The 23,611-nt window shown below is 46.0% G+C and carries 24 protein-coding genes; 15 read left to right on the top strand and 9 right to left on the bottom strand.

The features are described from left to right. The first annotated feature begins 38 nt into the window (after positions 1-38). Together IUA53_RS19845 and IUA53_RS19850 are read left to right on the top strand one after the other, a co-directional pair. Complete coding sequence (locus tag IUA53_RS19845) at positions 39-1,859, top strand: autotransporter assembly complex protein TamA (RefSeq protein WP_196897679.1); 1,821 nt, start codon at positions 39-41, stop codon at positions 1,857-1,859. Beyond that, positions 1,856-5,599: a translocation/assembly module TamB domain-containing protein gene (locus IUA53_RS19850; protein WP_196897680.1), complete on the top strand. Its 3,744-nt coding sequence runs from the start codon at positions 1,856-1,858 to the stop codon at positions 5,597-5,599. Before IUA53_RS19845 ends, IUA53_RS19850 begins: the two co-directional genes overlap by 4 nt. Before the next feature lie 66 nt (positions 5,600-5,665). Here the strand turns inward: IUA53_RS19850 and IUA53_RS19855 are convergent, their stop codons facing one another. Both IUA53_RS19855 and IUA53_RS19860 read right to left on the bottom strand, forming a co-directional pair. Continuing rightward, a complete protein-coding gene (locus IUA53_RS19855) occupies positions 5,666-6,244 on the bottom strand; it encodes a hypothetical protein (protein WP_196897681.1) in 579 nt (192 codons plus the stop codon). Then, positions 6,237-6,743, bottom strand: a complete 507-nt coding sequence (locus IUA53_RS19860) for an RNA polymerase sigma factor (protein ID WP_196897682.1) — start codon at positions 6,741-6,743, stop codon at positions 6,237-6,239. The genes IUA53_RS19855 and IUA53_RS19860 overlap by 8 nt, the downstream gene beginning before the upstream one ends. 225 nt (positions 6,744-6,968) lie before the next feature. Between IUA53_RS19860 and IUA53_RS19865 the strand changes: the two genes are divergently transcribed. Continuing rightward, on the top strand, positions 6,969-7,241 hold the full coding sequence (locus IUA53_RS19865) for a hypothetical protein (protein ID WP_196897683.1): 273 nt from the start codon (positions 6,969-6,971) through the stop codon (positions 7,239-7,241). 14 nt (positions 7,242-7,255) lie between these two features. Here the strand turns inward: IUA53_RS19865 and IUA53_RS19870 are convergent, their stop codons facing one another. Genes IUA53_RS19870 through proB form a run of 3 tightly spaced genes read right to left on the bottom strand, consistent with a single transcriptional unit; the run spans position 7,256 to position 9,756 of the window. After that, a complete protein-coding gene (locus IUA53_RS19870) occupies positions 7,256-8,191 on the bottom strand; it encodes a D-2-hydroxyacid dehydrogenase (RefSeq protein ID WP_196897684.1) in 936 nt (311 codons plus the stop codon). Continuing rightward, positions 8,184-8,633: an acyl-CoA thioesterase gene (locus tag IUA53_RS19875; protein WP_044058567.1), complete on the bottom strand. Its 450-nt coding sequence runs from the start codon at positions 8,631-8,633 to the stop codon at positions 8,184-8,186. Before IUA53_RS19875 ends, IUA53_RS19870 begins: the two co-directional genes overlap by 8 nt. A 22-nt stretch (positions 8,634-8,655) precedes the next feature. Beyond that, positions 8,656-9,756 carry a glutamate 5-kinase gene (proB, locus tag IUA53_RS19880; protein ID WP_196897686.1) on the bottom strand — a complete coding sequence of 367 codons (1,101 nt, stop codon included), beginning with the start codon at positions 9,754-9,756 and terminating at the stop codon, positions 8,656-8,658. A gap of 193 nt (positions 9,757-9,949) precedes the next feature. Here proB and IUA53_RS19885 point away from each other — a divergent pair, with 193 nt between their 5' ends. The 4 genes from IUA53_RS19885 (at position 9,950) to IUA53_RS19900 (ending at position 14,882) form a co-directional block, all read left to right on the top strand. Next, on the top strand, positions 9,950-12,415 hold the full coding sequence (locus tag IUA53_RS19885) for a M1 family metallopeptidase (RefSeq protein ID WP_081869543.1): 2,466 nt from the start codon (positions 9,950-9,952) through the stop codon (positions 12,413-12,415). Continuing rightward, a complete protein-coding gene (locus IUA53_RS19890) occupies positions 12,405-12,944 on the top strand; it encodes a DUF6702 family protein (protein WP_231401208.1) in 540 nt (179 codons plus the stop codon). The genes IUA53_RS19885 and IUA53_RS19890 overlap by 11 nt, the downstream gene beginning before the upstream one ends. Positions 12,945-13,084: 140 nt before the next feature. Beyond that, positions 13,085-13,357: a hypothetical protein gene (locus IUA53_RS19895; protein ID WP_044058569.1), complete on the top strand. Its 273-nt coding sequence runs from the start codon at positions 13,085-13,087 to the stop codon at positions 13,355-13,357. A 112-nt stretch (positions 13,358-13,469) separates the two neighbouring features. After that, positions 13,470-14,882 (top strand): ABC1 kinase family protein, encoded by a 1,413-nt coding sequence (locus IUA53_RS19900; protein WP_196897688.1) that lies wholly within the window; start codon positions 13,470-13,472, stop codon positions 14,880-14,882. Positions 14,883-14,909: 27 nt separating this feature from the next. On the opposite strand, the gene IUA53_RS19905 is transcribed toward IUA53_RS19900, so the two are convergent. Further along, on the bottom strand, positions 14,910-15,218 hold the full coding sequence (locus IUA53_RS19905) for a DUF6482 family protein (protein WP_196897690.1): 309 nt from the start codon (positions 15,216-15,218) through the stop codon (positions 14,910-14,912). A gap of 360 nt (positions 15,219-15,578) precedes the next feature. Here IUA53_RS19905 and IUA53_RS19910 point away from each other — a divergent pair, with 360 nt between their 5' ends. The 7 genes from IUA53_RS19910 to IUA53_RS19940 all read left to right on the top strand — a co-directional run bounded on the left by IUA53_RS19910 (position 15,579) and on the right by IUA53_RS19940 (position 20,751). Beyond that, positions 15,579-16,436 carry a DUF3014 domain-containing protein gene (locus IUA53_RS19910; protein WP_196897692.1) on the top strand — a complete coding sequence of 286 codons (858 nt, stop codon included), beginning with the start codon at positions 15,579-15,581 and terminating at the stop codon, positions 16,434-16,436. Next, a complete protein-coding gene (locus IUA53_RS19915) occupies positions 16,423-17,001 on the top strand; it encodes a DUF1285 domain-containing protein (protein WP_044449120.1) in 579 nt (192 codons plus the stop codon). Before IUA53_RS19910 ends, IUA53_RS19915 begins: the two co-directional genes overlap by 14 nt. A 177-nt stretch (positions 17,002-17,178) precedes the next feature. Next, positions 17,179-18,459 (top strand): metal-dependent hydrolase family protein, encoded by a 1,281-nt coding sequence (locus tag IUA53_RS19920; protein ID WP_231401340.1) that lies wholly within the window; start codon positions 17,179-17,181, stop codon positions 18,457-18,459. A 9-nt stretch (positions 18,460-18,468) separates the two neighbouring features. Further along, the gene (locus IUA53_RS19925; RefSeq protein WP_196897696.1) at positions 18,469-19,059 is read left to right on the top strand and encodes a YqaA family protein; all 591 of its coding nucleotides are present in this window, start codon (positions 18,469-18,471) and stop codon (positions 19,057-19,059) included. A 111-nt stretch (positions 19,060-19,170) separates the two neighbouring features. After that, positions 19,171-19,665 carry a hypothetical protein gene (locus IUA53_RS19930; RefSeq protein WP_231401209.1) on the top strand — a complete coding sequence of 165 codons (495 nt, stop codon included), beginning with the start codon at positions 19,171-19,173 and terminating at the stop codon, positions 19,663-19,665. A 23-nt stretch (positions 19,666-19,688) separates the two neighbouring features. Continuing rightward, a complete protein-coding gene (locus IUA53_RS19935; protein WP_196897698.1) occupies positions 19,689-19,871 on the top strand; it encodes a hypothetical protein in 183 nt (60 codons plus the stop codon). Positions 19,872-19,953: 82 nt separating this feature from the next. Then, on the top strand, positions 19,954-20,751 hold the full coding sequence (locus tag IUA53_RS19940; RefSeq protein ID WP_044058576.1) for a DUF1206 domain-containing protein: 798 nt from the start codon (positions 19,954-19,956) through the stop codon (positions 20,749-20,751). Positions 20,752-20,811: 60 nt separating this feature from the next. On the opposite strand, the gene tusA is transcribed toward IUA53_RS19940, so the two are convergent. The 3 genes from tusA to rph are packed head-to-tail and all read right to left on the bottom strand — an operon-like array spanning position 20,812 to position 22,423. Continuing rightward, positions 20,812-21,069 carry a sulfurtransferase TusA gene (gene tusA, locus IUA53_RS19945; protein ID WP_196897700.1) on the bottom strand — a complete coding sequence of 86 codons (258 nt, stop codon included), beginning with the start codon at positions 21,067-21,069 and terminating at the stop codon, positions 20,812-20,814. After that, positions 21,059-21,700, bottom strand: a complete 642-nt coding sequence (gene pyrE / locus IUA53_RS19950; RefSeq protein ID WP_044058577.1) for an orotate phosphoribosyltransferase — start codon at positions 21,698-21,700, stop codon at positions 21,059-21,061. Before pyrE ends, tusA begins: the two co-directional genes overlap by 11 nt. A 9-nt stretch (positions 21,701-21,709) precedes the next feature. Further along, the gene (gene rph / locus IUA53_RS19955) at positions 21,710-22,423 is read right to left on the bottom strand and encodes a ribonuclease PH (protein WP_044058578.1); all 714 of its coding nucleotides are present in this window, start codon (positions 22,421-22,423) and stop codon (positions 21,710-21,712) included. A 267-nt stretch (positions 22,424-22,690) separates the two neighbouring features. Between rph and IUA53_RS19960 the strand changes: the two genes are divergently transcribed. Continuing rightward, a complete protein-coding gene (locus IUA53_RS19960) occupies positions 22,691-23,554 on the top strand; it encodes a YicC/YloC family endoribonuclease (RefSeq protein ID WP_044058579.1) in 864 nt (287 codons plus the stop codon). The last annotated feature ends 57 nt before the right edge of the window (positions 23,555-23,611 follow it).

Below are 23,611 nucleotides of genomic sequence, written 5' to 3' on the forward strand. Positions count from 1 at the left end.
GAACTCACTATTTGCGCAAGAAGGAATTGCATTTCTAGATGCCACCGCACTTATCTTCGTTCTACATTATAACTTACACCCATACTATTTCGTGGTGTCGTTCCGTTTGTTCTTTAGCAAAACCTATTTTCCTGAGTGCGTTTCTTATTCTTTTACCGTTAAATGTCTACGCAATTTCCTATTCAATAAAAGGCGTAAAGCAAGATGCTATAAAGGACAATATTCGCCTGCATCTTAATAACCTAGACGTTGAAACTGCCCTTTTGGACGACCCTTTTTGGCAAGATGAAGTTAAATCAACAATAAGCACGGCCGTTGAGCCCTTTGGGTATTACAACAGCGACGCTGAAATTACTATTGACGGCAACGACAAAGTGGTTGTTACCGTCACACTTAACAGCCCACTCATTGTGGCAAATGTCACTCGTGAGATTATCGGTAAGGGGCGAGACGACCCAGCGTTTAGGCAACGCTTTAATGGGTTTAGCCTCAAGCAAGGCGATGTACTTCACCAGCCTACATACACTTCATTTAAGTCTTCTATGTTTAACTATGCGTTATCCCACGGATATTTTGACTTTCACTGGCAGGCTACCCGCTTAGATTTAGTGCGCGAAAACAAAGAAGCCAATATTCTAATAATTGCGCAAAGTGGCCCTCAATATCAATTCGGCCCTTTAATCTTTGTCGGCGAAGACAAAGCAAAAGACATAATTCAACGGCTAGCCCCTTTTTCAGAAGGCGAGCCCTATTCTTCAGCCGCTTTGACTGACTTTAATCGCAAACTAAATCAGTCTGGTTACTTTAACCGAGTTATCGCGCGGCCCGTCGTCAGTGAAGCCGAGGGCTTATTGGTGCCCATTGAGGTCTCACTCGCCCATAGACCAAAAGACGCGTTTAATGTGTCAGTAGGCGCAGCAACAGATACGGGCCCTAGGGTACGTTTAGGTTGGGAGCGTCCGTGGGTAAACGACAAAGGCCACTCCGTGAGTGCGGATATCTTTATCTCTGCACCAGAGCAGTCTATTACTGCAGACTACCGAATTCCACGACGCAATATTACCCGCGACTACGTCAGTATCGAAGCCGGTTATCAATTCATTGATTACACCAATACATCCATAGAAAGTGAAACGCTCTCGCTATCTGCCCATCGCTACTGGCAATATGACGAATCACCTTGGCAGCACGACTTTTCAATCACTTACTTGCAAGAAACCTACAATGAAGGCGATGAAATTGATACCACGACCTCGCTCATCATGCCCGGCTACGCCATTAATTATCTTGAGAAGGATAACGATTTACTCATTAATTTCGCGCGCTACTTTAAGTTCTCTACCCAAGTTGGTAGAGATAACGCCGGTTCAGATATTAATATTGTTAAGTCCTTTGCCGAAGGCATGTTTATCCATACGCTCAACGAGAATCACCGCTTTACCGTGCGCGCTGAAATCGGCGCCATAAAAGCCAACGACTTCTCCCAGGTACCAACGTCTATTCGTTTCTATGCTGGGGGCGATCAGAGTATTCGCGGGTTTGAATACAGAGATATTTCACCTAAAGACGAAGTTACCGACCCTGAAACGGGGGAAACCTCCATTGAGTCCATTGGCGGAAAATACCTGGCTACCGCAAGCGTAGAATACGCTTACCGTGTGGCTGAAAATTGGCGAGTGGCCGCCTTTACCGATGCAGGCACTGCAACAAACGATACGAGCACTTCACTCACCTACAGTGTCGGGTCGGGCTTTCATTGGTTGTCTCCAATCGGCCCTGTTCGCGTGTATGTGGCCCGGGGCTTTTCTCCAGACGAAACCACCTGGAGACTGCACCTGATGTTGGGGCCTGAACTATGAGGAAGCGTACCACTACGGCTATTTTACTGACACCGGTCTTTCTTCTGGTTCTGATATACGGGTTACTGATTAGCCCATTAGCCGGCCCAATGATAAAGCTTATTGCGAATCAATTTGTTGCTGGTCTCAGTGTTGAAAAAATGGAGGGCGGGCTAGCTGACTCGCTGTCGTTTCAACAAGTAGATTACCGCAATGAACAATGGCATGTACATCTAGAAAAAGCAGACTTAGATGCCACGTGGCGCTGTTTATTTGAGCCCCGTGTGTGTATCAATAATATATCCATAAACGGGCTGACCGTCACACAACTAGGTTCTGCCCCTGCGCAACCCCAAAAGAGCAATGCCCCCTTTAGTTTGCCGCTGCCCATCGACATAACGCAGGGCAACATGGAGAACTTTACCCTTACGTTACCCGACCAAACCATTAGCATCGGCACCCTTGCGCTCTCCCAAGTGCAAGGCGATCGTGAGATTAGCATTGATGAAATTGCCTTAGACACCGTGGTTGTGACGCTACTCACCCAAGAGGAAGAAACTGCCGCACCCAAAACATCCACACTTCCGACGCGTTACTCTCTTTCGTATTCTGCGCCTCAGTTACCCACATTAAGTAGCCCTATTCCGGTCAGTATCAACGGGTTTGAAATGACTCAAGCAACACTCATTCAAAAGGGCGATACTGATGAGATTCAAACCTTACAGGTTGTATCTTTCGACGCTTTGTCGTTTGAACAGAGCCAGCTGGTGTTACGGTCACTCTATCTATCCCACCCGCGCGGAAAGGTAAGCGGCAACATTCACACAACACTGTCTGCAAATTTCCCCCTTGAAATAGATCTACAGGGCGAAGGTTACTTAGGCGATAACACCCAAGAACAGGTGTTTGAATTAAGCGCTTCTGGCGCCCTTGATGACTTGACAGTAGAGGCTTCCACCGAAGGTGAATTTAATGGTGTGTTGTCGTTAAACACAAACCTATTAAGTGACCAGTTACCCGTTTCTTTTTCTGCAAACTGGCAAACACAACCTATCCCCACCCTGAAAGGGGGCACCTTGCATGACGGCGAGGTGGTGCTAGAAGGCACCATGGGTAATTACCTACTTAAAGGAAACGGGGGAGCTACCCTTCCTGATGTGGGTAATGTCCCAGTGGCGCTTGATGTGGTGCTGAAGAGGAAAAATATTTTCGTCAATCAAGCCGAGGTTAGCGCCCTAGGCGGGAGTTTACGTAATACAGGCACCTTGCACCTTGGTGACGCTATATTCTGGGAAGGTGAAACTCAACTAACCGAAATTTCTGCTACTGATTTTTCACCTTATGCCCCAGAGTCGCTATCAGGGCAATTCGAAAGCATTATGCAATGGTCTCCAGCCGGATTAGAAATGAGTATTCGCAACTTAAACGTAGAAGGGCGATTACAGCAAAAGCCGTTGTCTATGGCTGGCGCGTTTGTGTATTCAGGATCAAACGATTTAGCGGTGGCTAACCTCACCATGAAGCAGGGCAGTAACGAAGTGGCTGTGACCGGACAGGTGCTAAACAATCGCTATTTAAATGCAGATATCCACGTTAATGTTGCTGCGATTTCAAGCTTGTACCCTGATGTATCAGGCACGATAAAGGGAAATGTGGTTGCCAGAGGCCCGTGGAACAACCCCAATGCAACTGGCTCGCTGGCCTTTAACGATATTAACGTCGCTAGCCAACTGTCAGCTCCCTTGTCACAGCAAGGGCCGTTAAACGGTGAATTAGAAATAAGTGGCCGCTATACCGACCACACCCTTAATGTAAACCTCATTCTTCCAGATCATGAAGCGGACATTCGCCTAAAAGGACAATGGCAAAACCACGTTTGGCGCGGGCAACTAGAAAGTAGCGCACTAAAACTGGCAAATACTGAATGGCAGTTAACCAGCCCTTTTGCGCTATCAGTAGGTACCAGCCCACTAAAAGCCGATGTCAGTAGCCATTGTTGGGCATCGCGGGGCAATGGCGAACTGTGCATCGATGCTGTGCATTACCAAGACAATACAGCGAAATGGCACGTGTTTGCCAAGGCATTACCGGTTGGTCTGTGGGCAAACGAGCTAGCCCCAGACATTGTCTCAGCGCCCTCTAAAGCAACTTTGTCTTTTAATTCGAAAGGGCAATACGCCCCGCAAGACCCTATTGACGCCACTTTTGATGTTTCCCTTTCTTCTGCAGATTGGCAGTTGGGTGTTTCACGCCCGCTCACTATAAGGGTTAATAACATCACCACCACAGGTACCTTTAAGCAAGGACAGTTACAATCGCAGTCACTGATCACCAGTGCAGACTTAGGCGAGGCCGAGCTTAACTTTAACGCCAATGTACTGGGCGAAGAAAAAGACATCGATGGCCAATTGACGCTCAAGAACATAGATGTTGCGCCGCTGAAGCCTTTGTCTCCGGCCATCCGCACCCTAACGGGCGTGCTCAATGGTGAAGTAGATATTGGCGGAAATTTAGCCTCTCCTACCCTAAATGGTGAAATGCAAATAAACAACGGAGCCATTGATATTCAAGACACACCGGTCTCGTTGGAAAACTGGCAACAACGCATTGTATTAAATAATCAACAAGCAGATTTCAATGGCAGCTTTATTCTTGGTGGCGGGGAAGGCGCGCTTAATGGCAACCTAAGTTGGCAAGATACGCCGTCGGTTAACTTCAACCTTAAAGGCAGTAAATTTGAAGTTCGCCAGCCTAATATGCGCTTGCGGGTGTCACCCGATATTACAGTGAACGCTAACGCTGAGCGGGTAGATATTACCGGTAGTGTGAATATACCTTGGGCAAGAATCGAAGTGGAGTCACTGCCAGAAAGTGCGGTTTCTCCTTCCAAAGATGTTCATCTTCGAGGTGAACCGCCAAAAGAAGAGCCACTTGATATTGTACATGCGTCTGTCATGGTGAATATTGATAAGGCCAAAACCAAAGAAGTGAAGTTTGAGGCTTTTGGGCTAAGTGCAAGTTTGTATGGTGGCGTAAAAGTGAATACCCAACCCGCGCTGGTGGGCTTTGGCGACTTGCAAATTCTAGATGGCCTTTATAGCGCCTATGGCCAGCAATTGGTGATTCAAACCGGTGAAATCCAATTTAATGGCCCGCTAGACCAACCTTTACTGCTGGTAGAAGCTATTCGAGACCCCGATAAAACCGACGATGACGTTATTGCCGGTATTCGTATTGATGGGGCAGCAGATGCGCCCAGCATCAACCTGTTCTCTGAACCCGCAATGGATCAACAAAACGTTTTGTCGTACTTGCTTACTGGGCAAGGCGCAGATGCCTCCTCTGGTAGTCAAGACCCTAACTATGGAGCCATACTCTTAGGCCTTGGCCTATCTAATACTAAAACCTTGACCGGTCAAGTGGGTGAGGCGCTAGGTATTGATGATTTTAGTTTAAGTACAAACGAGTCAAAACTGTCCGTAACAGGGCAAATTAATCAACGCCTTTCTGTAGAATACAATGTGGATGTAGGATTAAGTAACAATGACACCAGCTCTACACTCAGACGTAGACAAGACCCGCCGGATTTAGCATTACGCTATCAACTTTTGCCTCGCCTATTCTTAGAAGCCGTGCAAACCACCATTGAAGATCAATCAGAATTTGCATTAGATTTATATTACGAATTCTTCTTAGGGGAAAGTCAGGTACTGCCGGATAGCGATAACGAGGCCGAACAAGACGACAGTAAAAACGAGTAGTCACTAATCGGCCTAGAGCATCACTATGGCAAGCCAGCGTTCGTTTGCTGGCCATAGTGTATCCCCTTAGTATTGGCTGCTTCGCATGGTTTTCAGCCCATCTAATTGACGCCTAAATCGCTGTTCTCTTTTTGCTGCCCAAATATACCACACCCCCATGATAAAGGCGGTCGCGGCAAGCACCCCAAACATAAAGGACAACTTCGATGTGCTCACATCGTCAACAACATACTGCAATGCCATGGTTAGCATCACCAACACCATTGAAATCCATGTAGAGTGTTTGGTAATGATGGCGATACGTACGTTGTTTTTAATTTGTTTGGTCAGTACGTCCAAGTGATCCAAGGTTGACACATTTCGTGAAAACGCGGCAACACGCCTAAGCCATAGCTGATAAATTAATAGCGGCAATGCAATAACACCAACAGTAAGATTCACCGCCTTCACAGTAAAGGACAGTTCGCTCCAAAAGTGATAAAGCAGGAACAATGCTGGAATAAAAGCACCGATATCAACAGCCATATAAAGCCGTTGCTTTTTCCGCTGACTCATAAAGCCTTGTTTCACTGCCGCCAAGTCTATGTCGTTCACAGTTTGCGCTTGCCACAGCGATGATAACTCGGTGTGCACTTGCTCAGACATTAGATACCTCCTGCAGAATACGTTGCTTTGCTCGTTTTAAAATGACACCCACGTGGTTTTTAGTTAACCCACAAACATCCCCAATTTCGTCGTAGCTAAGCCCCTCTAAAGACAAGGTAAGTACTTGCCTTGGTTGAACGGGCAGCCCACGTACCGCATTGAGTAATTGCCCCAGTGACTGATGGTGACTGATGGAGATCTCAGGAGAGCATTGTTGACTCACGTATGCTTCTGCGCCTTTGTCTTGGTCGTCGTAGGGATGGGTATCTACGCGCTTCACTTGCTTGGCGACATGGGACACCGCTCTATTATGCGCAATTTTTAAAATATAGGTTTTCACACTGCTATCACCTTTAAATCGCGACAACCCTTGCCAAACCGCAATAGCAATCTCTTGTAAGAGTTCTTGCTGCATTGCTTCATTGGCTTCATAACTATTTGCAACACGACCCAGTAAGGCGCCGTATTGCGCAAATACATCCTCAAACCCTTGGCCCAACGTTCCATTTCCCCATAACCACTAACCGATTGGCGCAGCACATCATTTCGATTCTACGCCTTGCCTATTCTTGTTTTCATTGACCGCTTGCTTACTAGAGTCTGCGCGTTGAATAAAAAATTACATCTAAACAGAAAGTCACTGTAATTTTTTCTTCGTATCAGCGACTAGCTTAGTAAATCCGAACACACACTGAGTTCATTACCACAGCATGAGGATAACCAAATGTCGACACTAAGCCTTTTAATGTTATTTAGCGGTATTGCCACCATTGCGCTCATCGCATGTTATTTGGATGCAAAATTTCAATGGCGATTGCATGATTGGTTGAACGGACGATGCGATAACCCCTTCATATCCTCAGAAACCAAAACACTAAAGGCATGCATACAGGAAAAAGATGAGAAAATTGATGCCCTTACCCAGCGCATTGAGACGCTTGAAGCCATAGTGACAGAGCCCGCCTATGAGCTAAACAAGAAAATCAATGCACTGTGACAGTAAGCCCCTCGTTAAGCGATAAATGCAGCGAGATGCTCCACCACTTTATTAAGTAAACGCTGGCGTGACGCATTGGCTATCCAGGCGTTGTGGGGAGTAATCAATAAGTTAGGCAACGAAGCTTGCATCAATGGGTGATTTTCAGGTGGAGGCTCTACCGTTAATACGTCTAATGCCGCGCCGCCAATGGTCTGAGCTTTTAATGCTTGAAGGAGTGCGGCTTCATCAATAAGGCCACCACGGGCGGTGTTAATTAAAAAGCAGGTCGGTTTCATCAACGATAAAGTGTCACGGTTAATGAGCTTCTCGGTGTCACGGGTAAGCGGGCAGTGTAAGGAAACCACATCAGCCTTAGGTAACAGTGTGTTTAATGAAGGCCGCGTGTCATTAGGGTTTCCAGGGCGCGCGGCAATACTCACTTGCATTCCCAATGCTTCAAATAAACCTTCTACTCGCTTCCCCAGTTCACCGTGCCCCACAATAACGGCATGCTTTCCCGCAAGCTCCATCACGTCGTACTGGGACAAACAAAAGTGAGGCGATTTCGACCAGCGTCCCGCCTTTATATCCCTTTGGTACTGGCTGAAATTCGTGGCCAAATTCAGTAACAACATGAGGGTATGTTGGGCAACACTATCGGTACCATAGCCTTCCACATTCTGAACACGAATGCCGTTTGTCTTGCAGTACTCCAGGTCGATATTATTGGTGCCCGTGGCCGTCACCCCGATGTACTTTAGGTGCGGCGCATGACATAAACTGGCGCCCTCTAATTGCACCTTGTTGACCAATATAATGTCTGCGTCAGCAATACGTGCTAGCAAGTTTGCTTCAGACGTCTGCTGATAACATGTCAGCGATAAATTAAGCTGATTGAGCGCGCGGGTATCGAGAGAGTCGAGTCCAAGGGTTTCTGCATCTAAAAAGACACTACGCCACTTAGACATTCTCAATGCTCTCGTCAAAAATAGCCGCTAACGCTTCTTTGGTATTCACAGGAATAGGCACCGCTTTGTCAGACAAACGTTCAACAAAAACATGTACAAATTGACCGTGCGCTACTCGCCGCTTGGCTTCCCCAGCGTAAACACTCAATCCGTAGGTGACTGAACTTCTACCTACCTTAATGACCCGCACGCCGACAAAGATTGTTTCTGGGTAGGAGGCTGGCGTTATGTATTGACACTGACTGCTCACCACATAGGCCACAATATTGCCTTTGTGAATATTTAAGCCACCTTCTTCAATTAAAAAGCGATTTACCGCGGTATCGAAAAAGCTGTAATACATCACATTGTTAATATGGCCGTAGGCATCATTGTCTTGCCAACGTGTGGCAATTTCTACGTGATAAGGATAATCGCTAAGCGATGGGGTTATGTCAGTCATCGTAGGCTTTTCTTCCCTTTTGCTATTTGAGTAACACGAGGTCGTCTCGGTGAACTACCACATGGGCTGTTTCATACCCTAACACATCAGCAATCTGAGACGATTTTTTTCCTTTAATAAGGGCTAAATCTCTACTGTCGTAAAGTGATAACCCTTTCGCCAACACCTTTCCAGTGCACCATATTTCTATGGCATCCCCTTGGTTGAATGTCCCCTCAACCCCGGTTATACCCGAGGGAAGCAATGAAGCCCCTTTTTCTACAAGTGCACGCATTGCCCCTTCATCCACGTTAATAGTGCCACAGGTTTTTAACGTATGAGACAACCAAAGCCGTCGTGCCTTTTTCGGTGTTTGCGTGGCCTTAAACAACGTACCTAGTACTTCACCTTTCAGCAAGCTATCGAAGGTGTCGGCCTTTTTGCCATTAACAATGAGGGTTTGAATGCCACTGGTGGTGCTTTTATCTGCTGCTTGAATTTTTGTGCGCATTCCCCCTGTACCTACGGCAGTACCAGCGCCCCCGGCTAATGCGTAAATGGTTTCATCGATATGCTCAACGGTTGGGATCAGAGTGGCGGAGGCATCTTTACGGGGGTCGGCCGTATACAGGCCGTCAATGTCAGAACAAATAATTAGCGTATCAGCTTGGGCGACGAGCGCGGTATAAGCGGCAAGATTGTCGTTGTCTCCCACTTTAAGCTCGTTCACCGCCACGGTGTCATTCTCGTTTACAATAGGAATGGCTTTGTGGTTAAGAATTTCTCGAAGGGTATTTTTAATGTTCACGTAACGGGTTCTATCACGTAAATCATCTGCCGTAAGAAGCACTTGCGCACAGGGGAAGTCGAAGAAACGTTGCCAATTCGCCATCATCTGCATCTGCCCAATAGCGGCCATCGCCTGTTTTTCAGCAATAGAAGCATTGTGGTTGACTTTTACTTTACTTCGACCCGCGGCCACACTGCCAGACGACACTAAAATAACGTCTTTTCCAGCGCGGCGACTGGCTGTAATAAAACGCGCTAAATCTAAAATATAACGGGCACTGCACTGATCGCCATCGGGGGCTATCAACGCACTTCCCACTTTAATGACAGCTCGCTGCCAGGTAAAACGGTTCATAGGCGATGGGAAATAAATAAAAGTGGAATAAGAATACGACAGTTAAATCATGAAACAAAAGAAATGTTACAGATTTTTTGCGTTAAAACAGGGGTAGTTTACGATCAAAAACTAGGATTCACCGATCCACCCTTATATACTAAAGATTGTTATTGTATAACAATTCTAATTTACAATGTTGCAAGGAAACTGCATGAACAAGCACAAACGACACTTTTTCTGGCTAGCGCCAGTTCTGTCTATGCTGATATGTCTTCCCACAAGCGCCGCAATAAAACAAACAAAAGGCGACTTTGAAGATAAATTCCGTCAGCTAGACGAAGTTTTACCTACCCCTAATGTATACCGTAATGCTGCTGGTGAACCTGGCCATGAATATTGGCAGCAGCAGGTTGACTACAAAATTGACGTTAAACTTTTAGAAGACAAGCGTCGAATTGAAGCTAGTGAAACCATTACGTATCACAACAATTCTCCAGATACACTGAAATACCTTTGGATTCAGTTAGATCAAAACAAATTCCGTGACGACTCGATGTCCGCGCTTACCACCACCTTTGGTGGTATAGGCAACCGTGGGCCAGCGACGCAATCTGCAAGTGGAAGCGCCCCAGCCAAGCTAAGCATGGGTGCATTACGCCGTCAGCAATTCGTTGAAGACAACGAACTGGGTTACACCATTTCTCGTGTAGAAAACAAATCAGGCACCGACCTACATCACGTAGTAGTGGGTACCTTAATGCGTGTTGACTTAGCCAAACCATTAAAGCCAGGTAAGAAAGTTACCTTTGATATCGATTTTGCATTCAACATTGTTGAAGAAGATGCCGTATCTGCCCGTGCAGGTTATGAACACTTCCCTGATGATGAGCGCGAAGGTGGTAATGATATCTTCTTGCTAGCACAATGGTTTCCGCGCCTTGCGGCGTACACCGACTATGAAGCATGGACCAACAAAGAATTTATTGGCCGTGGTGAGTTCACACTAGAGTTCGGTAACTATGAAGTTGACATCACCGTTCCTGCTGATCACATTGTTTCATCTACAGGCGTACTTCAAAACCCGAAAGACGTACTAACAAAAACACAGCGTGATCGCCTTAAAAAAGCAGAAAAAGCTGACCGTATTGTTTTTGTTGTCACGCCAGAAGAAGCCATTGAAAACGAAAAAGAAGGCACATCTAAGTTAAAAACCTGGCGTTTTAAAGCAGAAAACGTCCGTGATTTCGCTTGGGCGTCGTCACGTAAGTTTGCTTGGGATGCCCGTGGTTACCAACAAGGTGGAGACACTCAACCTCTTGTTATGGCCATGTCTTTCTACCCGAAAGAAGGCGGAGAGCTATGGCAGAAGTACTCTACTGAGTCGATTATCCATACCATGGAAGTGTATAGCCGCTTCAGCTTCGACTACCCCTATCCCGTTGCACAGTCAGTTAACGGCCCAGTAGGTGGAATGGAATATCCAATGATTACCTTTAACGGCCCACGCACCGAGCTTCGTGACGATGGTTCTCGTACCTATTCATTGGCAGAAAAGCGTTTCCTTATTGGTGTTGTTATTCACGAAGTAGGGCATATCTACTTCCCTATGACGGTAAACTCTGATGAACGTCAATGGACTTGGATGGATGAAGGCCTCAACAGCTTCCTAGATGGTGTTGCTGGTCGTGAATGGGATCCAACCATTCCATGGGGTGTTGAGCCTCGTGACATTACAGGCTACATGAAGTCTCAGACTCAAGTGCCTATTATGACGCAATCTGACTCGGTTTTACGTTTAGGTCCTAATGCCTATACAAAACCAGCAGCAGCATTAAACATTTTGCGTGAAACCATTCTTGGCCGTGAGTTGTTCGACTTTGCGTTTAAAGAATATGCACAACGTTGGATGTTTAAGCGTCCTACGCCATCCGATTTTTTCCGCACTATGGAAGAAGCTTCGGGTGTTGACCTTGATTGGTTCTGGCGTGGGTGGTTCTACACCACTGATCACGTAGACATTAGCTTAGACAGCGTATACAAGTTGCGTCTAAATACAGAAGACCCAGATATTGATTTCGCCCGTGAGCGCGAAGCTGAAATGGACAAACCTAAATCACTTACCGATATTCGTAACAAAGAAGAAGGTAAAAAGCTTTGGGTTGACCGTTTTGAAGATATCAGCGACTTCTATGACGAAAACGACCGTTACACTGTAACCAACAAAGAGCGTAACAAGTACCGTAGTTTCTTAAAGAAACTTGAACCTTGGGAACGTGAAGCGTTTGAACGTGCTGTTCGTGAAGACAAAAACTACTACGTACTGGATTTCAGTAACAAAGGTGGTTTGGTTATGCCTATTATCCTAGAGCTAGCCTTCACTGATGGTACTACGGAAGAAATGCGCATTCCTGCTGAAATTTGGCGCCGTACACCAAAAGCCGTTAGCAAGCTTATTGTGACGGATAAAGACAAAGAGCTAGTTAGCGTAACCGTTGACCCACACTGGGAAACCGCTGATGTAGACGTGGAAAATAACCATTACCCTCGTCGTATTATTCCATCACGTATTGAAGCTTATAAGTCTAAGCCTCGCAGCACTTACGAGTACCGCGATTTAATGCATGATGTAAAAACAGAGCTGAAGACAGATGATGACGAGGAAAGCGATGACAAGTAAGTTATCGGCTTTTCGTAAGACACAGCGCTTATTTGCGCTGTGTCTTATTGTTTTTGGTTTTTTCGCGGGTACCGCACAAGCACACCAAATTAAAGCGGCTATTACCACAGTACTGTTTAATCCACGAACAGAAAACATTGAAGTAATGCACCGCTTTAATTTGCATGATGCAGAGCACGCTGTGAAAGCCCTGTTCGATAAGCACGCTGACATTATGGATGATGCTAAGACTCAGCAAGATTTCGCTGACTATGTGAGTAAGCACTTCGCGCTGTTAAACAGCGAAGAAGTGCCCTTGGCGTTAACCCAAGTGGGTTTTGAAGTAGAAGGTAAGCACTTTTGGGTTTATCAAGAAACGGCTCAACCACCTGAGATAGAAGGGCTTAAAATACGTCATGATGCACTTCGTGACTTATGGCCTTCACAAGTTAACACCATCAACGTAGAAGGTAACGGGCCTCTTAAGACCCTTACCTTTACCGACAACGTGACCTTGCTTGAAGTTAGCTTTAACAGCGAGCACCATTAATAGTGATCATTAAATAATTGTAAGGTGCGGGCGCCTCCCGCCCCTTATGGTTTTCTGGCTTTCTACTCCTGAAGTCTTATTTCCTTTCTTTGATTTGTCATTTAACGTAACTGTAGGATTATCGAACAGACGACGATTTTATGGCGACGAATACAACTGAAGCTCCATTCTCAAACCGCAAAAATAGTATATGGGTTACCTTAAGCGGTGCCATGGCACTCACTTTTGTTTCCATGCTGTTTTTACCTAATAGTGGTGCAGGTGAAGGAATGGTGGCAACTTATTCATCAATGTTGTGGTGCGGAATCTTTGGCGCATCGCTAGCCCGTTACTTAAGTCACAGCGGCTGGATTGGTTTTGCCATAGGCAGCGTAGTGGGTTTTACGCTTCAACTCGTTTCACAGCTTATTTAAACTTTTTATCCGCTTCATCCAACAATAAATGTCTGGCGTATACACTAGGTAAATCGAACTAGGCGCATCTTGCATCTAGCCATTTGTCGACAACAAGGTATTTCGCCCGCCCATGACGGATAAATTTAACGCTAACGCCAGTCACCCTAATACAACGCAGGATGATAAAGCAGCTAGGCCCACAAAAGCGGTGCCTTCATCTCGACTAGGTCGAGTGAGCAGGCTTGGATTTCTCGCCACCAAAGTGGCGGGTAATGTAGTCGCTAAGGGTGCCGAACAATGGTTAAAAGGTGAAAAGCCCGCCTTATCCTCTTTACTGCTAACCCCCAAAAACATCGCCAACATTGCCGATGAGTTAGCCAGTATGCGTGGCGCCGCCATGAAACTTGGCCAACTTATCTCTATGGATACGGGCGACTTCCTCCCTCCCGAATTGGCGAATATTCTGGCGCGGTTAAGAGACGACGCCGATCCCATGCCAAAATCACAACTCGTCGAAGTGTTAAATGAAGCGTGGGGAAACGATTGGCAAGATAAGCTTCTGTATTTTTCATTTGCCCCCGTGGCCGCAGCCTCTATTGGTCAGGTACACAAAGCCATTACGCTTGATGGCGTAACACTCGCCATTAAGGTGCAATACCCTGGTGTGAAAAAAAGTATTGATAGCGATGTGGATAATGTGGCTACGCTTATTAAGCTCACCGGGTTAGTCCCGTCTTCCCTAGACATACAACCGCTACTTGAACAAGCCAAGCAACAATTACATCAAGAAGCCGACTATAGCCGCGAAGCTAACATGCTTACCCGCTACCGCTCAGCGCTAAGCCATGCCGATAGCGAGAATGTACTAGGAGATGAAGCTAGCAGTGAGGCTCCCAGCCGATTTATTGTGCCCCAGGTTTACGAGTCACTCACCACTAATACGGTACTGGCAATGGATTTTGTAAAGGGAGAAGCTGCAGACGTGCTGTTGTCACAACCCCAAGAGATGCGTGATCAAGCGATGACCCAATTGATGGCGTTGTTCTTTCAAGAAATCTTTGAGTTCAAGTTACTTCAAAGTGACCCTAACCTAGCTAACTACTTATTCGATACGCAAACTCAGCGCTGGGTATTACTCGACTTTGGTGCCACTCGCGATATCCCTGACAACATTGCACAGGGCTACCAGCAACTGTTAAAAAGCGCGGCACTGAATAACGCCGATATGATGCGCGAAGCGGCTTTAGATATTGGGTTAATTCATGCAACGCATTGCCAGCAACAACAAGAGGCCGTGGTGAATATAGGTTTAGAGGCCTGTGAAGCTATTCGAGTATCGGGGGCCTACGATTTTGGAAAGAGCGATCTTATCGCCCGGTTGCATGACAAAGGCATGGCATTAACGAATGAACATGATTTTTGGCACACGCCACCTATTGACGCTCTTTTTATTCACCGAAAACTAGGCGGCCTGTATTTATTAGCAAAGCGCTTGGGTGCGCGGGTGAATATGCAAGACGCCGCGGCAAAGTGGCTGGTATAGCAAAGTGAGCAATTCGAGTACGCTGATTTAATAAGGCAATGCCATACTGAATGGCAGCGCCATTTGCTCGGCGCTTTTAGGCGGGTTACCAATCATTTCGTCATAGGGTGAGTCGTGCTTCATCACGGCGGTTTTTACCGTGCAATGAGCAAACGCTTCTCGGATATGACTGGTACTAAAAAAACGCATAGGCTTATCTAGCTTGTCGTACACCATACCGCTTTTATCCCCAACCGTGAGATAGACTAAGTACACATTCATTTCGTACGATTGCACTTCAAGGTAGTCTATTTCCCACGCAGCGTGTTCAATATTTGTGTAAGGGAATTTGATCATACTTGCCTCTGTAGCCGCCTTATCACCACATGTTCGTAAGCGTTTTATTACACGCCCTACTTAATTACGTTACAGTGCGTTATCGGGTTCAAAGACAGTGCTTATATTTCTCGAAGTCAAAGACTCATCGCGCTGGCGCACGGCATGATTTGCTGTATCGACGTCATCCTCCCCCCTAGCACTATGTAAATGCACGTAAATACGGAATAATTTCGATCGATTTAGGGTCATAGTTCGTTCAAAGAGGGACAAAAAAAGAAAATTACACGATGAGAAGTATATTTCTCTTGCTTGAATTTCAATTTTTGGGTGTTATCTCTGATAGTATAAAAGAAAGGACAATTTTTCAGCGGAGACATTATGAGCGAAACCTCAGAAAAACGTACGTTGGTTCCCCATTTTCTCATTATTGGGGTGATCATTGTGATCATACTGGCCATAGTATTTTGGCCAACAGAAGACGAATCTCCGGTAGCGCCAGAGCCTGAAGTGATTCAGCCCGAGCTTGAAGTGCCAGAAGAACCCGAGGTATTTGAAACTCGACCTACTCCGCCTCCCGTGGAATTGGAAGAAAAAGATGAAGTAGAGCCATTACCAGAACCTGAGCCTACAGAGCCAGAACCGCTGGATGTGAGCGACCCCGCCATTAAGGCATCGTTACGGGATATTTCTACCGCCAACGATAACAGTGTTAATCGCATGCTGGTTAACGAAGGTCTACTGCAGCGTTTTGTGGTAACCGTCACTAATTTAGCAAATGACGAAATGGCACCTAATCATCAACTACTTAATCCACCAGAGCAGTCGTTCCGCGTATATTCGCAGGCGGGCAAGCAATGGATTGACGCCGCTAGCTACAAGCGGTATACCCCCTATGTAGATATGCTGGAGTCATTCGACAATCAAGCGTTACTTAGTGTGTATAACCTGTACAAAGACGACGTACAAAATAAATATGCGGAAATAAGTGATGAGCCTGACCAAGATTTCAATGAGGTACTTTTAATGGCGATTGACGAATTGCTAGATACTCCAGAAGTCCCTGTACCTGTCGAAGTTTATACTGACTCTGTTGCCTATAAGTATGCTGATTCTCGTCTAGAAAACCTTAACGAGCCTCAAAAGCAACTGCTTCGAACCGGCCCAGACAATATGCGTCGTATTAAAGCGAAGTTACGAGAGTTGAAAACCTTGATTCAAGCAGATGGATCTCAGTAGATTTCAGCAACAATTGAAGGGCGCGTCTAGCGAGGCGCGCGCACTTCCGCCAGTCGATAAATGGGATCCTCCTTTTTGCGGTGATATTAACCTTGAAATAGCGCTGGACGGACGTTGGTTTTATGAAGGCAGCCCTATTGGTCGAGCCAGCTTGGTTCGCCTATTCTCAACCGTGCTTAAACGAGAAGGTGACAACTACTTCTTAGTCACCCCAGTAGAGAAAGTGGGGATCCGCGTCGAAGATACCCCATTTATTATCGTAGAATGGGAAAACAATGGTGACACCTTAGTGTTTACCACACAAAGTGGCGACACCATCCCTCTTACCGACCTATCTCAAATTGAATTACGTGTTCCCCCTAGCGCGCTTAGAGACGACAACGCCACAGCTATTCCTTACCTTTGCGTAAGACGAAACCTGTGGGCGCGGCTACACCAGAATGTTTACTACCAATTATTGGCACAGGCGAAAGAAGTCAGGAAGAAAGAGAATAACACCACAATAACGCAATTTAGCCTAGACTCCGCCGGCAAGCAGTTTGTCATAGGTGAAGTAACGTCGTAAGCCCGCCTCGGCCACCCTTGCAACTAAGAAACATAAGCACAATCAACGACGCCCCATCTCGAAAACCCCAAGAATTCATTCACGTTTTTCCACTTCTCTTTTGCCTTCTCCTGCTGCCTCATTTACATTAGCTGTACAATATACATTCAATCATTAAGAAGAATACTTATGAAAAGCATGCCGTTCACCTTGCTATACGCTGCTATTAGTGCACTTTCATTTAACGTAAGTGCAGACACTGTGATTCATGCAGGCAGTGTTTTTACCGGTACGTCAGATACCTTAAAACACCAGGTCACGATTGTCGTTAACGGCAACAAGATTGAAGCCATTGAGGAGGGTTTTACTCCCCCATCACAAGGCGATACCCTCATTGATTTAAAACATGCCACCGTATTACCTGGTTTAATGGATATGCATGTCCACTTGTCTTCCCAGCACGGCGGACCACAAACATACCTTGAACGTTTCTCGTTAAATGAAGCTGACTATGCGCTGCGCGCGGCTAATTACGCAAAGATAACGCTGGATGCAGGCTTCACCACTGTGCGTAACCTCGGCGACAGCTACCATGAAACTGTGGCGTTAAGAAACGCCATTAATAAAGGTTATGCGGTTGGCCCTCGAATTTATACTGTAGGCAAATCTATAGCCACTACTGGCGGGCACGCGGATCCTAGTAATGGCATGTCACACATGATTAGGCCTGATGTTGGACCAAAACAAGGCGTAGTGAACGGCGAAGTAGAAGCAAGAGCAGCGGTTCGTTCTCGATATCAAGATGGCGCCGACCTTATTAAAATTACTGCCACAGGCGGAGTATTGAGTGTGGCAAAAAGCGGCCAAAATCCACAGTTCATGACAGACGAACTGGGCGCCATTGTAGACACTGCAAAAGACTACGGCATGACAGTGGCAGTGCATGCGCATGGAAAGGAAGGGATGAAACGCGCTGTCATTGCAGGTGTAGACTCTATTGAACACGGTACCTACATGGACGATGAAATTCGTAACCTAATGAAAAAACATGGTACCTACTATGTGCCTACCATTCTGGCAGGTAAATTCGTGGCAGACAAAGCTAAGATAGACGGTTATTTTCCGGCGTTGGTTCAACCTAAAGCCGCTGCCATTGGGCCGTTAATACAAAGTACATTTGCCAAAGCTCACAAATCGGGCGTAAAAATTGCTTTTGGTACAGACAGCGGTGTATCAGCTCATGGTGATAATGCCCAAGAATTTGCTCTGATGGTTGAAGCCGGCATGTCACCTGCAGATGCTATTTTGAGCGCAACGGTAAACAGTGCGGACCTTCTAGGTGTCAGTGAAACACTGGGCTCCTTAGAGCCAGGAAAGCTAGCTGATATGATTGCCGTAAAAGGCAACCCACTCGAAAATATACGGTTACTTGAAAGCGTGGCCTTTGTCATGAAGGACGGTAAAATTTACAAGCAATAAGTAGGCACTATGGCATTAGGCACAAAGGTTAAGCGCAAAACACAGCAACTTGTTGACTCTAAACATATGCTTAAAGGCATTACCACCGCCTCCTTTCTTGAGTCCACCATTGTGCCTGTGCCGCTTGAAGCCATCATGGTTCCTTTGATGCAAGCTAGGCGAGATAGCTTGTGGAAAATTGCTTTTATGGCCACCTTAGGCTGTGTAATCGGTGCCATCTTTGGTTATGCATTAGGGTATTACCTATTCGACCTGATTGGCCAATGGGTGATTGACACCTTTTTCAGTCAGTCGCAATTTGAAAACGTAAAACAACAAATGCGAAACCAAGGTTTTTGGTTTGTAATGACACTCGGCATTGCCCCCATACCTTTTCAAGTGGCCATGCTTGCTGCCGGCGCAACGCAATATTCACTCCCTTTATTTTTACTGGCGACTATCATTGCAAGAGCCATCCGCTATTTCGGCTTAGCGCTCGTGGTATATTACGCAGGCGATAGAGCAGAGCACTTGATTAAACGCTACAAAGCAAAAGCAATTATTGCCTTATCGCTTGCCGTTATTATTCTTTGGTGGGCAAGCAATCAGCTGGCTGGCTAAGGATGAGAGCCTCCTCTAAAAAATTATTTAGATGATCATCATCGTTTTTTTGAACTTTACATTTGATAATGATTCTTATTTGCACTAGTGTAGTTATTAGGAGGTGCAAATATGAAGACACACCATTTATGTCCCGTTTATCGCAAGTGGTTACAGCTTAACCCCCTTGTTGCGCGAGAGCATCGCTGCGCTCTGCAAAAACAAACACAGCAGGCACACCTGAGAGGCGATACGCAGGAAGCGAAGTATTTAGGCTATCAAACCTTTGAAGCGGCCAGGGTTATTTTAACTGCGCTCCAACCGGTATCGTCAGATAGCGTTAAACCTATACAAGAGGATGTTTTGGCGTTCGGCACCATGGGCATGTACTTGGCTAATTTGCTCATAAAAAGCGACAATATTGAAGAAGCTCATCGAGTACTTCAAGAATGTCAGCAGCAGTTAATGACTATTTTGCCCCTACATGCCACAAACCCCTCGGTATGTAAGATGATTGTCACACTTCAGCAATCCCTTGAGGTGGGAAGCCAACGCCTTCTTACCACAAAAAATCGAGTACCACCTACTTCCATATACCCCCAGCTTGCTTCTGTAAATATACATTAGCAATACAAAGAGGATGCACAAAAATGGCAACTAAATCGAACGTAAACAGTAACGATTTTATATCAGTCAACGTTAAAGCCTCGGTGCTTCGTAAAATGTTAAGTGGTCAGAACATTCACCTCACCGACATTCATTGCACCTGCACCCATAGCAAAAGGCAATTACAGCAGCTGCTATTACAAGCCGTAAGCGGAGAAGAACACTAACAGCCTAAATTATGCTGCAACCGAGATAAGATGGTTTAAATCTTGATTACCTAATAACATATTTATTATTAGGAGAAGAGGAATGTCATCATCTACAAACTGGCTCAATGTGATTGCTAGCGCGGGCTACAGCGCGAAAACCGTGATGTATTCACTACTTGGTTTGTTTATCCTTTCCTCTGTAATAACTGCCGCTGAACGTGAAAAAGCCACACAGAAACACGTTTTTGAAACTCTTCAATCCCAACCTTTTGGCAAAGCACTGTTATTTGGCCTTATTGTAGGGCTAGTGTGTTATGCATTGTGGCGCTGGCTACAAGGCTTTTTAAATACCGAGTCGTTAAAAATGGACAAGGCGAAAGACATTGTGATGCGAGGTTTTCTGTTTATATCCGGTTTGTTCTATTTTGCGGCGGCTTACCTAGGGGCAAACGTACTTATGGGTACCGACCAAAAAAGTGATGGGTCGAACAGTAAGCACGTAAGCCAACAGCTTATGCAATACGAATGGGGGATATTGCTGGTGGCCGCGGTAGGTGCAGCGATTATTACTTTCGCGTTTATCCAGTTCAAACACGCCTACACAGCAGATTTTTTGAAAAAGTTTGATCAAAACCAGCTGACAGGAACCCGTCAACAGGCCACCAAAACGGCTGGTCGCTTAGGCTATTTCGCACGAGGCGTGGTGTATTTATTCGTAGGCAGTTTCTTTGCACTTTCTGCCTTTCAAAGTGACCCGTCAGAAGCCGGAGGCTTGCAAAAAGCACTCACCACCTTAACCCAACAACCTTTTGGATTATACCTTCTCGCCGCCGTAGGCGCAGGATTCATCATGTTTGGGATCTATTGTGGTTTTGAAGCCAAGTACCGACGAACCTAGCCGACGGAATTTCTGAAACCTAGCTCAATTCAGCTAAATAAAGACAAAAAAGGGCGTTTCTTAAACGCCCTTTTTAATTACATATTGGTAGGGCATGTTTTCGGTTTGCGAAGCAACAAGGGTATGCTCCATAAACCGACAAAAACTAGGGATATCTCGTGCAGTAGAAGGGTCGTCTGCCACCACAGATAAGGTCTCACCTTCTGCTAATTTGCGTATTTGAAGGCGTACCATCATAACGGGTTCAGGGCATCGTAAACCTAGCGCATCAAGATGCGCGCTGGCTTCATCGAATAGCATTTGAATATCAGATGCCATAACGCTCTCGGTATGCATTAATCCCGTTTATTTGCTCCTCGTGCCCCCCTTTTTCATCAAGGTAAGCCACTACGTCTGCAAGTGACACAATAGAGATAACCTGAGTATTGAAGTCGCGCTCTACTTCTTGAATAGCCGACAGTTCGCCTTTACCACGCTCTTGCCTGTCTAGCGCAATTAGCACACCCGATAAGCTGGCTTGCTGTTGTTCGATAAGCGTCATAGATTCACGAATAGCCGTACCCGCTGTTATTACATCGTCAACAAGCATCACTTTTCCGCTGAGCGGACTTCCCACTAAATTACCGCCCTCACCATGGGTTTTTGCTTCCTTGCGATTAAAGCAATAAGGCACGTCTTGACCATGGCTATCGGCCAGCGCTACCGCGGTAGTGGTGGCAATGGGAATGCCTTTATACGCTGGGCCAAATAGCACATCGAATTCAACCCCTGCATCCACTAATGCATTCGCGTAAAAGCGGCCCAACTTAGCCAAATCACCGCCACGGTTAAATAGACCCGCGTTGAAAAAATACGGACTTACACGGCCAGACTTCAGGGTAAATTCACCAAACTTTAAAACACCACGGGCAATAGCAAATTCAATAAAATCACGTTGGAACGCCTTCATGCTAACTCCTTACGCCAATGCTGCTTTTTGAATGTCGAACAATTCACGTAGACCATGCTTCGCGATAGTTAGCATTTCATCTAGTTCTTGGAAATCAAAAGGTTCGCCTTCAGCGGTGCCTTGCACTTCAATCAGTTTGCCGGTTTCCGTCATAACGATATTCATGTCTGTTTCAGCTTCAGAATCTTCGGTATATTCTAAATCAGCAATAGGCGTACCTTTGTAGATACCCACCGACAAGGCTGCAATCATGTGTTTAAGCGGGTTAGCTTTCAAAATTCCCTTTGCACGCATATAAGTTAGCGCATCCACAAGTGCCACACATGCCCCTGTAATAGACGCAGTACGCGTACCACCATCTGCTTGAATAACATCACAATCAAGCGTGATAGTATTTTCACCTAAGAGCTTTAAATCTACCGCCGCACGTAGCGAGCGAGCAATTAAGCGTTGAATTTCTAGGGTGCGTCCACCTTGTTTGCCTCTGGCAGCTTCACGGCCGCTACGCGTATGGGTAGCACGAGGAAGCATACTGTATTCTGCGGTAATCCAGCCCTTACCTTGGCCTTTCATAAAACGAGGCACGCCTTCTTCAACCGTTGCGTTACATAGCACTTTGGTGTTTCCGAACTCCACCAATACAGACCCCTCAGCATGGCAGGTATACTGACGAGTAATAGTAACTGGACGAATTTGACTGGCGGTTCTGCCGCTTGGACGCATAGTGTTCTCCACAACGTAAATGCTTAAAAATGAGTGTGGCCTAACAAAATTTGTACGTATAACGACAACCGCTAGGCACTGAAGGAGCAAGTATAACGCACTAAGGGCGGGTGGCAAAAATGAACTTTTAGCCTTTTAACTTACCGGTTTATTTCATTTGTGCGCTACTATAGAAGGAACGAGAAATCCTGCCTTTAAAAATTTGAACACAATGTGCTTTCGGCCCGTTGTTTTTGCAGGCTTTCATTGACCAGCAAAAGGAAAATTATGATTTACAGCATGACAGCGTTTGCGCGCGTAGAGACAAAAAAAGAATGGGGTTCAGCGGTATGGGAAATACGTTCTGTAAACCAACGCTTTTTAGAGACCTATTTTCGTTTGCCCGAACAGTTTCGCTCGTTAGAGCCCGTTTTGCGAGAGCGCTTCAGAAAGAAACTAGCACGTGGAAAAGTTGAATGTGCTTTGCGATTTACCGCAAACGATGCCGCTGTCACTAAGCTAAGCCTTAATGAAGACCTAGCAAAACAAGTGTTGCACGCCGCCGACTGGGTACAAGCCCATGGTCAGTCCACCGGCGTAAACCCTCTCGATGTTCTTCGTTGGCCCGGCGTAATAGCGGCTGAAGAAGCCGACATGGACACCATACACGCCGACGTAATGGCCGCATTTGACCAAGCGCTTTCCGACTTTATTAGCGCACGAGCAAGTGAAGGCGACGCACTTAAAGGCATGATTACGCAGCGATTAGATGCCATTGAAAAAGAAGTGGAAAAGGTCACTGCGCGCATGCCTGAGATAATGGTGTGGCAACGAGAGAAAGTACAAAACCGCTTTGAAGAAGCCAAAGTAGAGCTAGACGCTGGCCGCTTTGAACAAGAAATGATTATGTTGGCGCAAAAGGTAGATGTGGCAGAAGAATTAGATCGCCTAAATACCCACGTGAAAGAAACTCGTAATATCCTGAAAAAAGGCGGGGCAGTGGGCCGCAGGCTAGATTTCATGATGCAGGAGTTTAACCGTGAGTCTAACACCCTTGGGTCTAAATCTATTAGCACAGACATCACTCAATCAGCTGTTGAACTTAAAGTTTTGATTGAGCAGATGCGCGAGCAGATCCAGAATATTGAATAATATCCATTAGAGTCCAAACACCTCCGCTAGGGCCCATTTATACTGGGCTTTTGTGTT

It is taken from the genome of Alteromonas sp. B31-7 (assembly GCF_015767655.1).
GTDB lineage: Bacteria > Pseudomonadota > Gammaproteobacteria > Enterobacterales > Alteromonadaceae > Alteromonas > Alteromonas australica.

What these genes read in the sequence shown, in the direction of transcription:
- IUA53_RS19845 (WP_196897679.1), top strand. Translation starts at nt 39, where the DNA reads ATGCCACCGCACTTATCTTCGTTCTACATTATAACTTACACCCATACT.
- IUA53_RS19850 (WP_196897680.1), top strand. Translation starts at nt 1,856, where the DNA reads ATGAGGAAGCGTACCACTACGGCTATTTTACTGACACCGGTCTTTCTT.
- IUA53_RS19855 (WP_196897681.1), bottom strand. Translation starts at nt 6,244, where the DNA reads ATGTCTGAGCAAGTGCACACCGAGTTATCATCGCTGTGGCAAGCGCAA.
- IUA53_RS19865 (WP_196897683.1), top strand. Translation starts at nt 6,969, where the DNA reads ATGTCGACACTAAGCCTTTTAATGTTATTTAGCGGTATTGCCACCATT.
- IUA53_RS19870 (WP_196897684.1), bottom strand. Translation starts at nt 8,191, where the DNA reads ATGTCTAAGTGGCGTAGTGTCTTTTTAGATGCAGAAACCCTTGGACTC.
- IUA53_RS19875 (WP_044058567.1), bottom strand. Translation starts at nt 8,633, where the DNA reads ATGACTGACATAACCCCATCGCTTAGCGATTATCCTTATCACGTAGAA.
- proB (WP_196897686.1), bottom strand. Translation starts at nt 9,756, where the DNA reads ATGAACCGTTTTACCTGGCAGCGAGCTGTCATTAAAGTGGGAAGTGCG.
- IUA53_RS19885 (WP_081869543.1), top strand. Translation starts at nt 9,950, where the DNA reads ATGAACAAGCACAAACGACACTTTTTCTGGCTAGCGCCAGTTCTGTCT.
- IUA53_RS19890 (WP_231401208.1), top strand. Translation starts at nt 12,405, where the DNA reads ATGACAAGTAAGTTATCGGCTTTTCGTAAGACACAGCGCTTATTTGCG.
- IUA53_RS19895 (WP_044058569.1), top strand. Translation starts at nt 13,085, where the DNA reads ATGGCGACGAATACAACTGAAGCTCCATTCTCAAACCGCAAAAATAGT.
- IUA53_RS19900 (WP_196897688.1), top strand. Translation starts at nt 13,470, where the DNA reads ATGACGGATAAATTTAACGCTAACGCCAGTCACCCTAATACAACGCAG.
- IUA53_RS19905 (WP_196897690.1), bottom strand. Translation starts at nt 15,218, where the DNA reads ATGATCAAATTCCCTTACACAAATATTGAACACGCTGCGTGGGAAATA.
- IUA53_RS19910 (WP_196897692.1), top strand. Translation starts at nt 15,579, where the DNA reads ATGAGCGAAACCTCAGAAAAACGTACGTTGGTTCCCCATTTTCTCATT.
- IUA53_RS19915 (WP_044449120.1), top strand. Translation starts at nt 16,423, where the DNA reads ATGGATCTCAGTAGATTTCAGCAACAATTGAAGGGCGCGTCTAGCGAG.
- IUA53_RS19920 (WP_231401340.1), top strand. Translation starts at nt 17,179, where the DNA reads ATGCCGTTCACCTTGCTATACGCTGCTATTAGTGCACTTTCATTTAAC.
- IUA53_RS19925 (WP_196897696.1), top strand. Translation starts at nt 18,469, where the DNA reads ATGGCATTAGGCACAAAGGTTAAGCGCAAAACACAGCAACTTGTTGAC.
- IUA53_RS19930 (WP_231401209.1), top strand. Translation starts at nt 19,171, where the DNA reads ATGAAGACACACCATTTATGTCCCGTTTATCGCAAGTGGTTACAGCTT.
- IUA53_RS19935 (WP_196897698.1), top strand. Translation starts at nt 19,689, where the DNA reads ATGGCAACTAAATCGAACGTAAACAGTAACGATTTTATATCAGTCAAC.
- IUA53_RS19940 (WP_044058576.1), top strand. Translation starts at nt 19,954, where the DNA reads ATGTCATCATCTACAAACTGGCTCAATGTGATTGCTAGCGCGGGCTAC.
- tusA (WP_196897700.1), bottom strand. Translation starts at nt 21,069, where the DNA reads ATGGCATCTGATATTCAAATGCTATTCGATGAAGCCAGCGCGCATCTT.
- pyrE (WP_044058577.1), bottom strand. Translation starts at nt 21,700, where the DNA reads ATGAAGGCGTTCCAACGTGATTTTATTGAATTTGCTATTGCCCGTGGT.
- rph (WP_044058578.1), bottom strand. Translation starts at nt 22,423, where the DNA reads ATGCGTCCAAGCGGCAGAACCGCCAGTCAAATTCGTCCAGTTACTATT.
- IUA53_RS19960 (WP_044058579.1), top strand. Translation starts at nt 22,691, where the DNA reads ATGATTTACAGCATGACAGCGTTTGCGCGCGTAGAGACAAAAAAAGAA.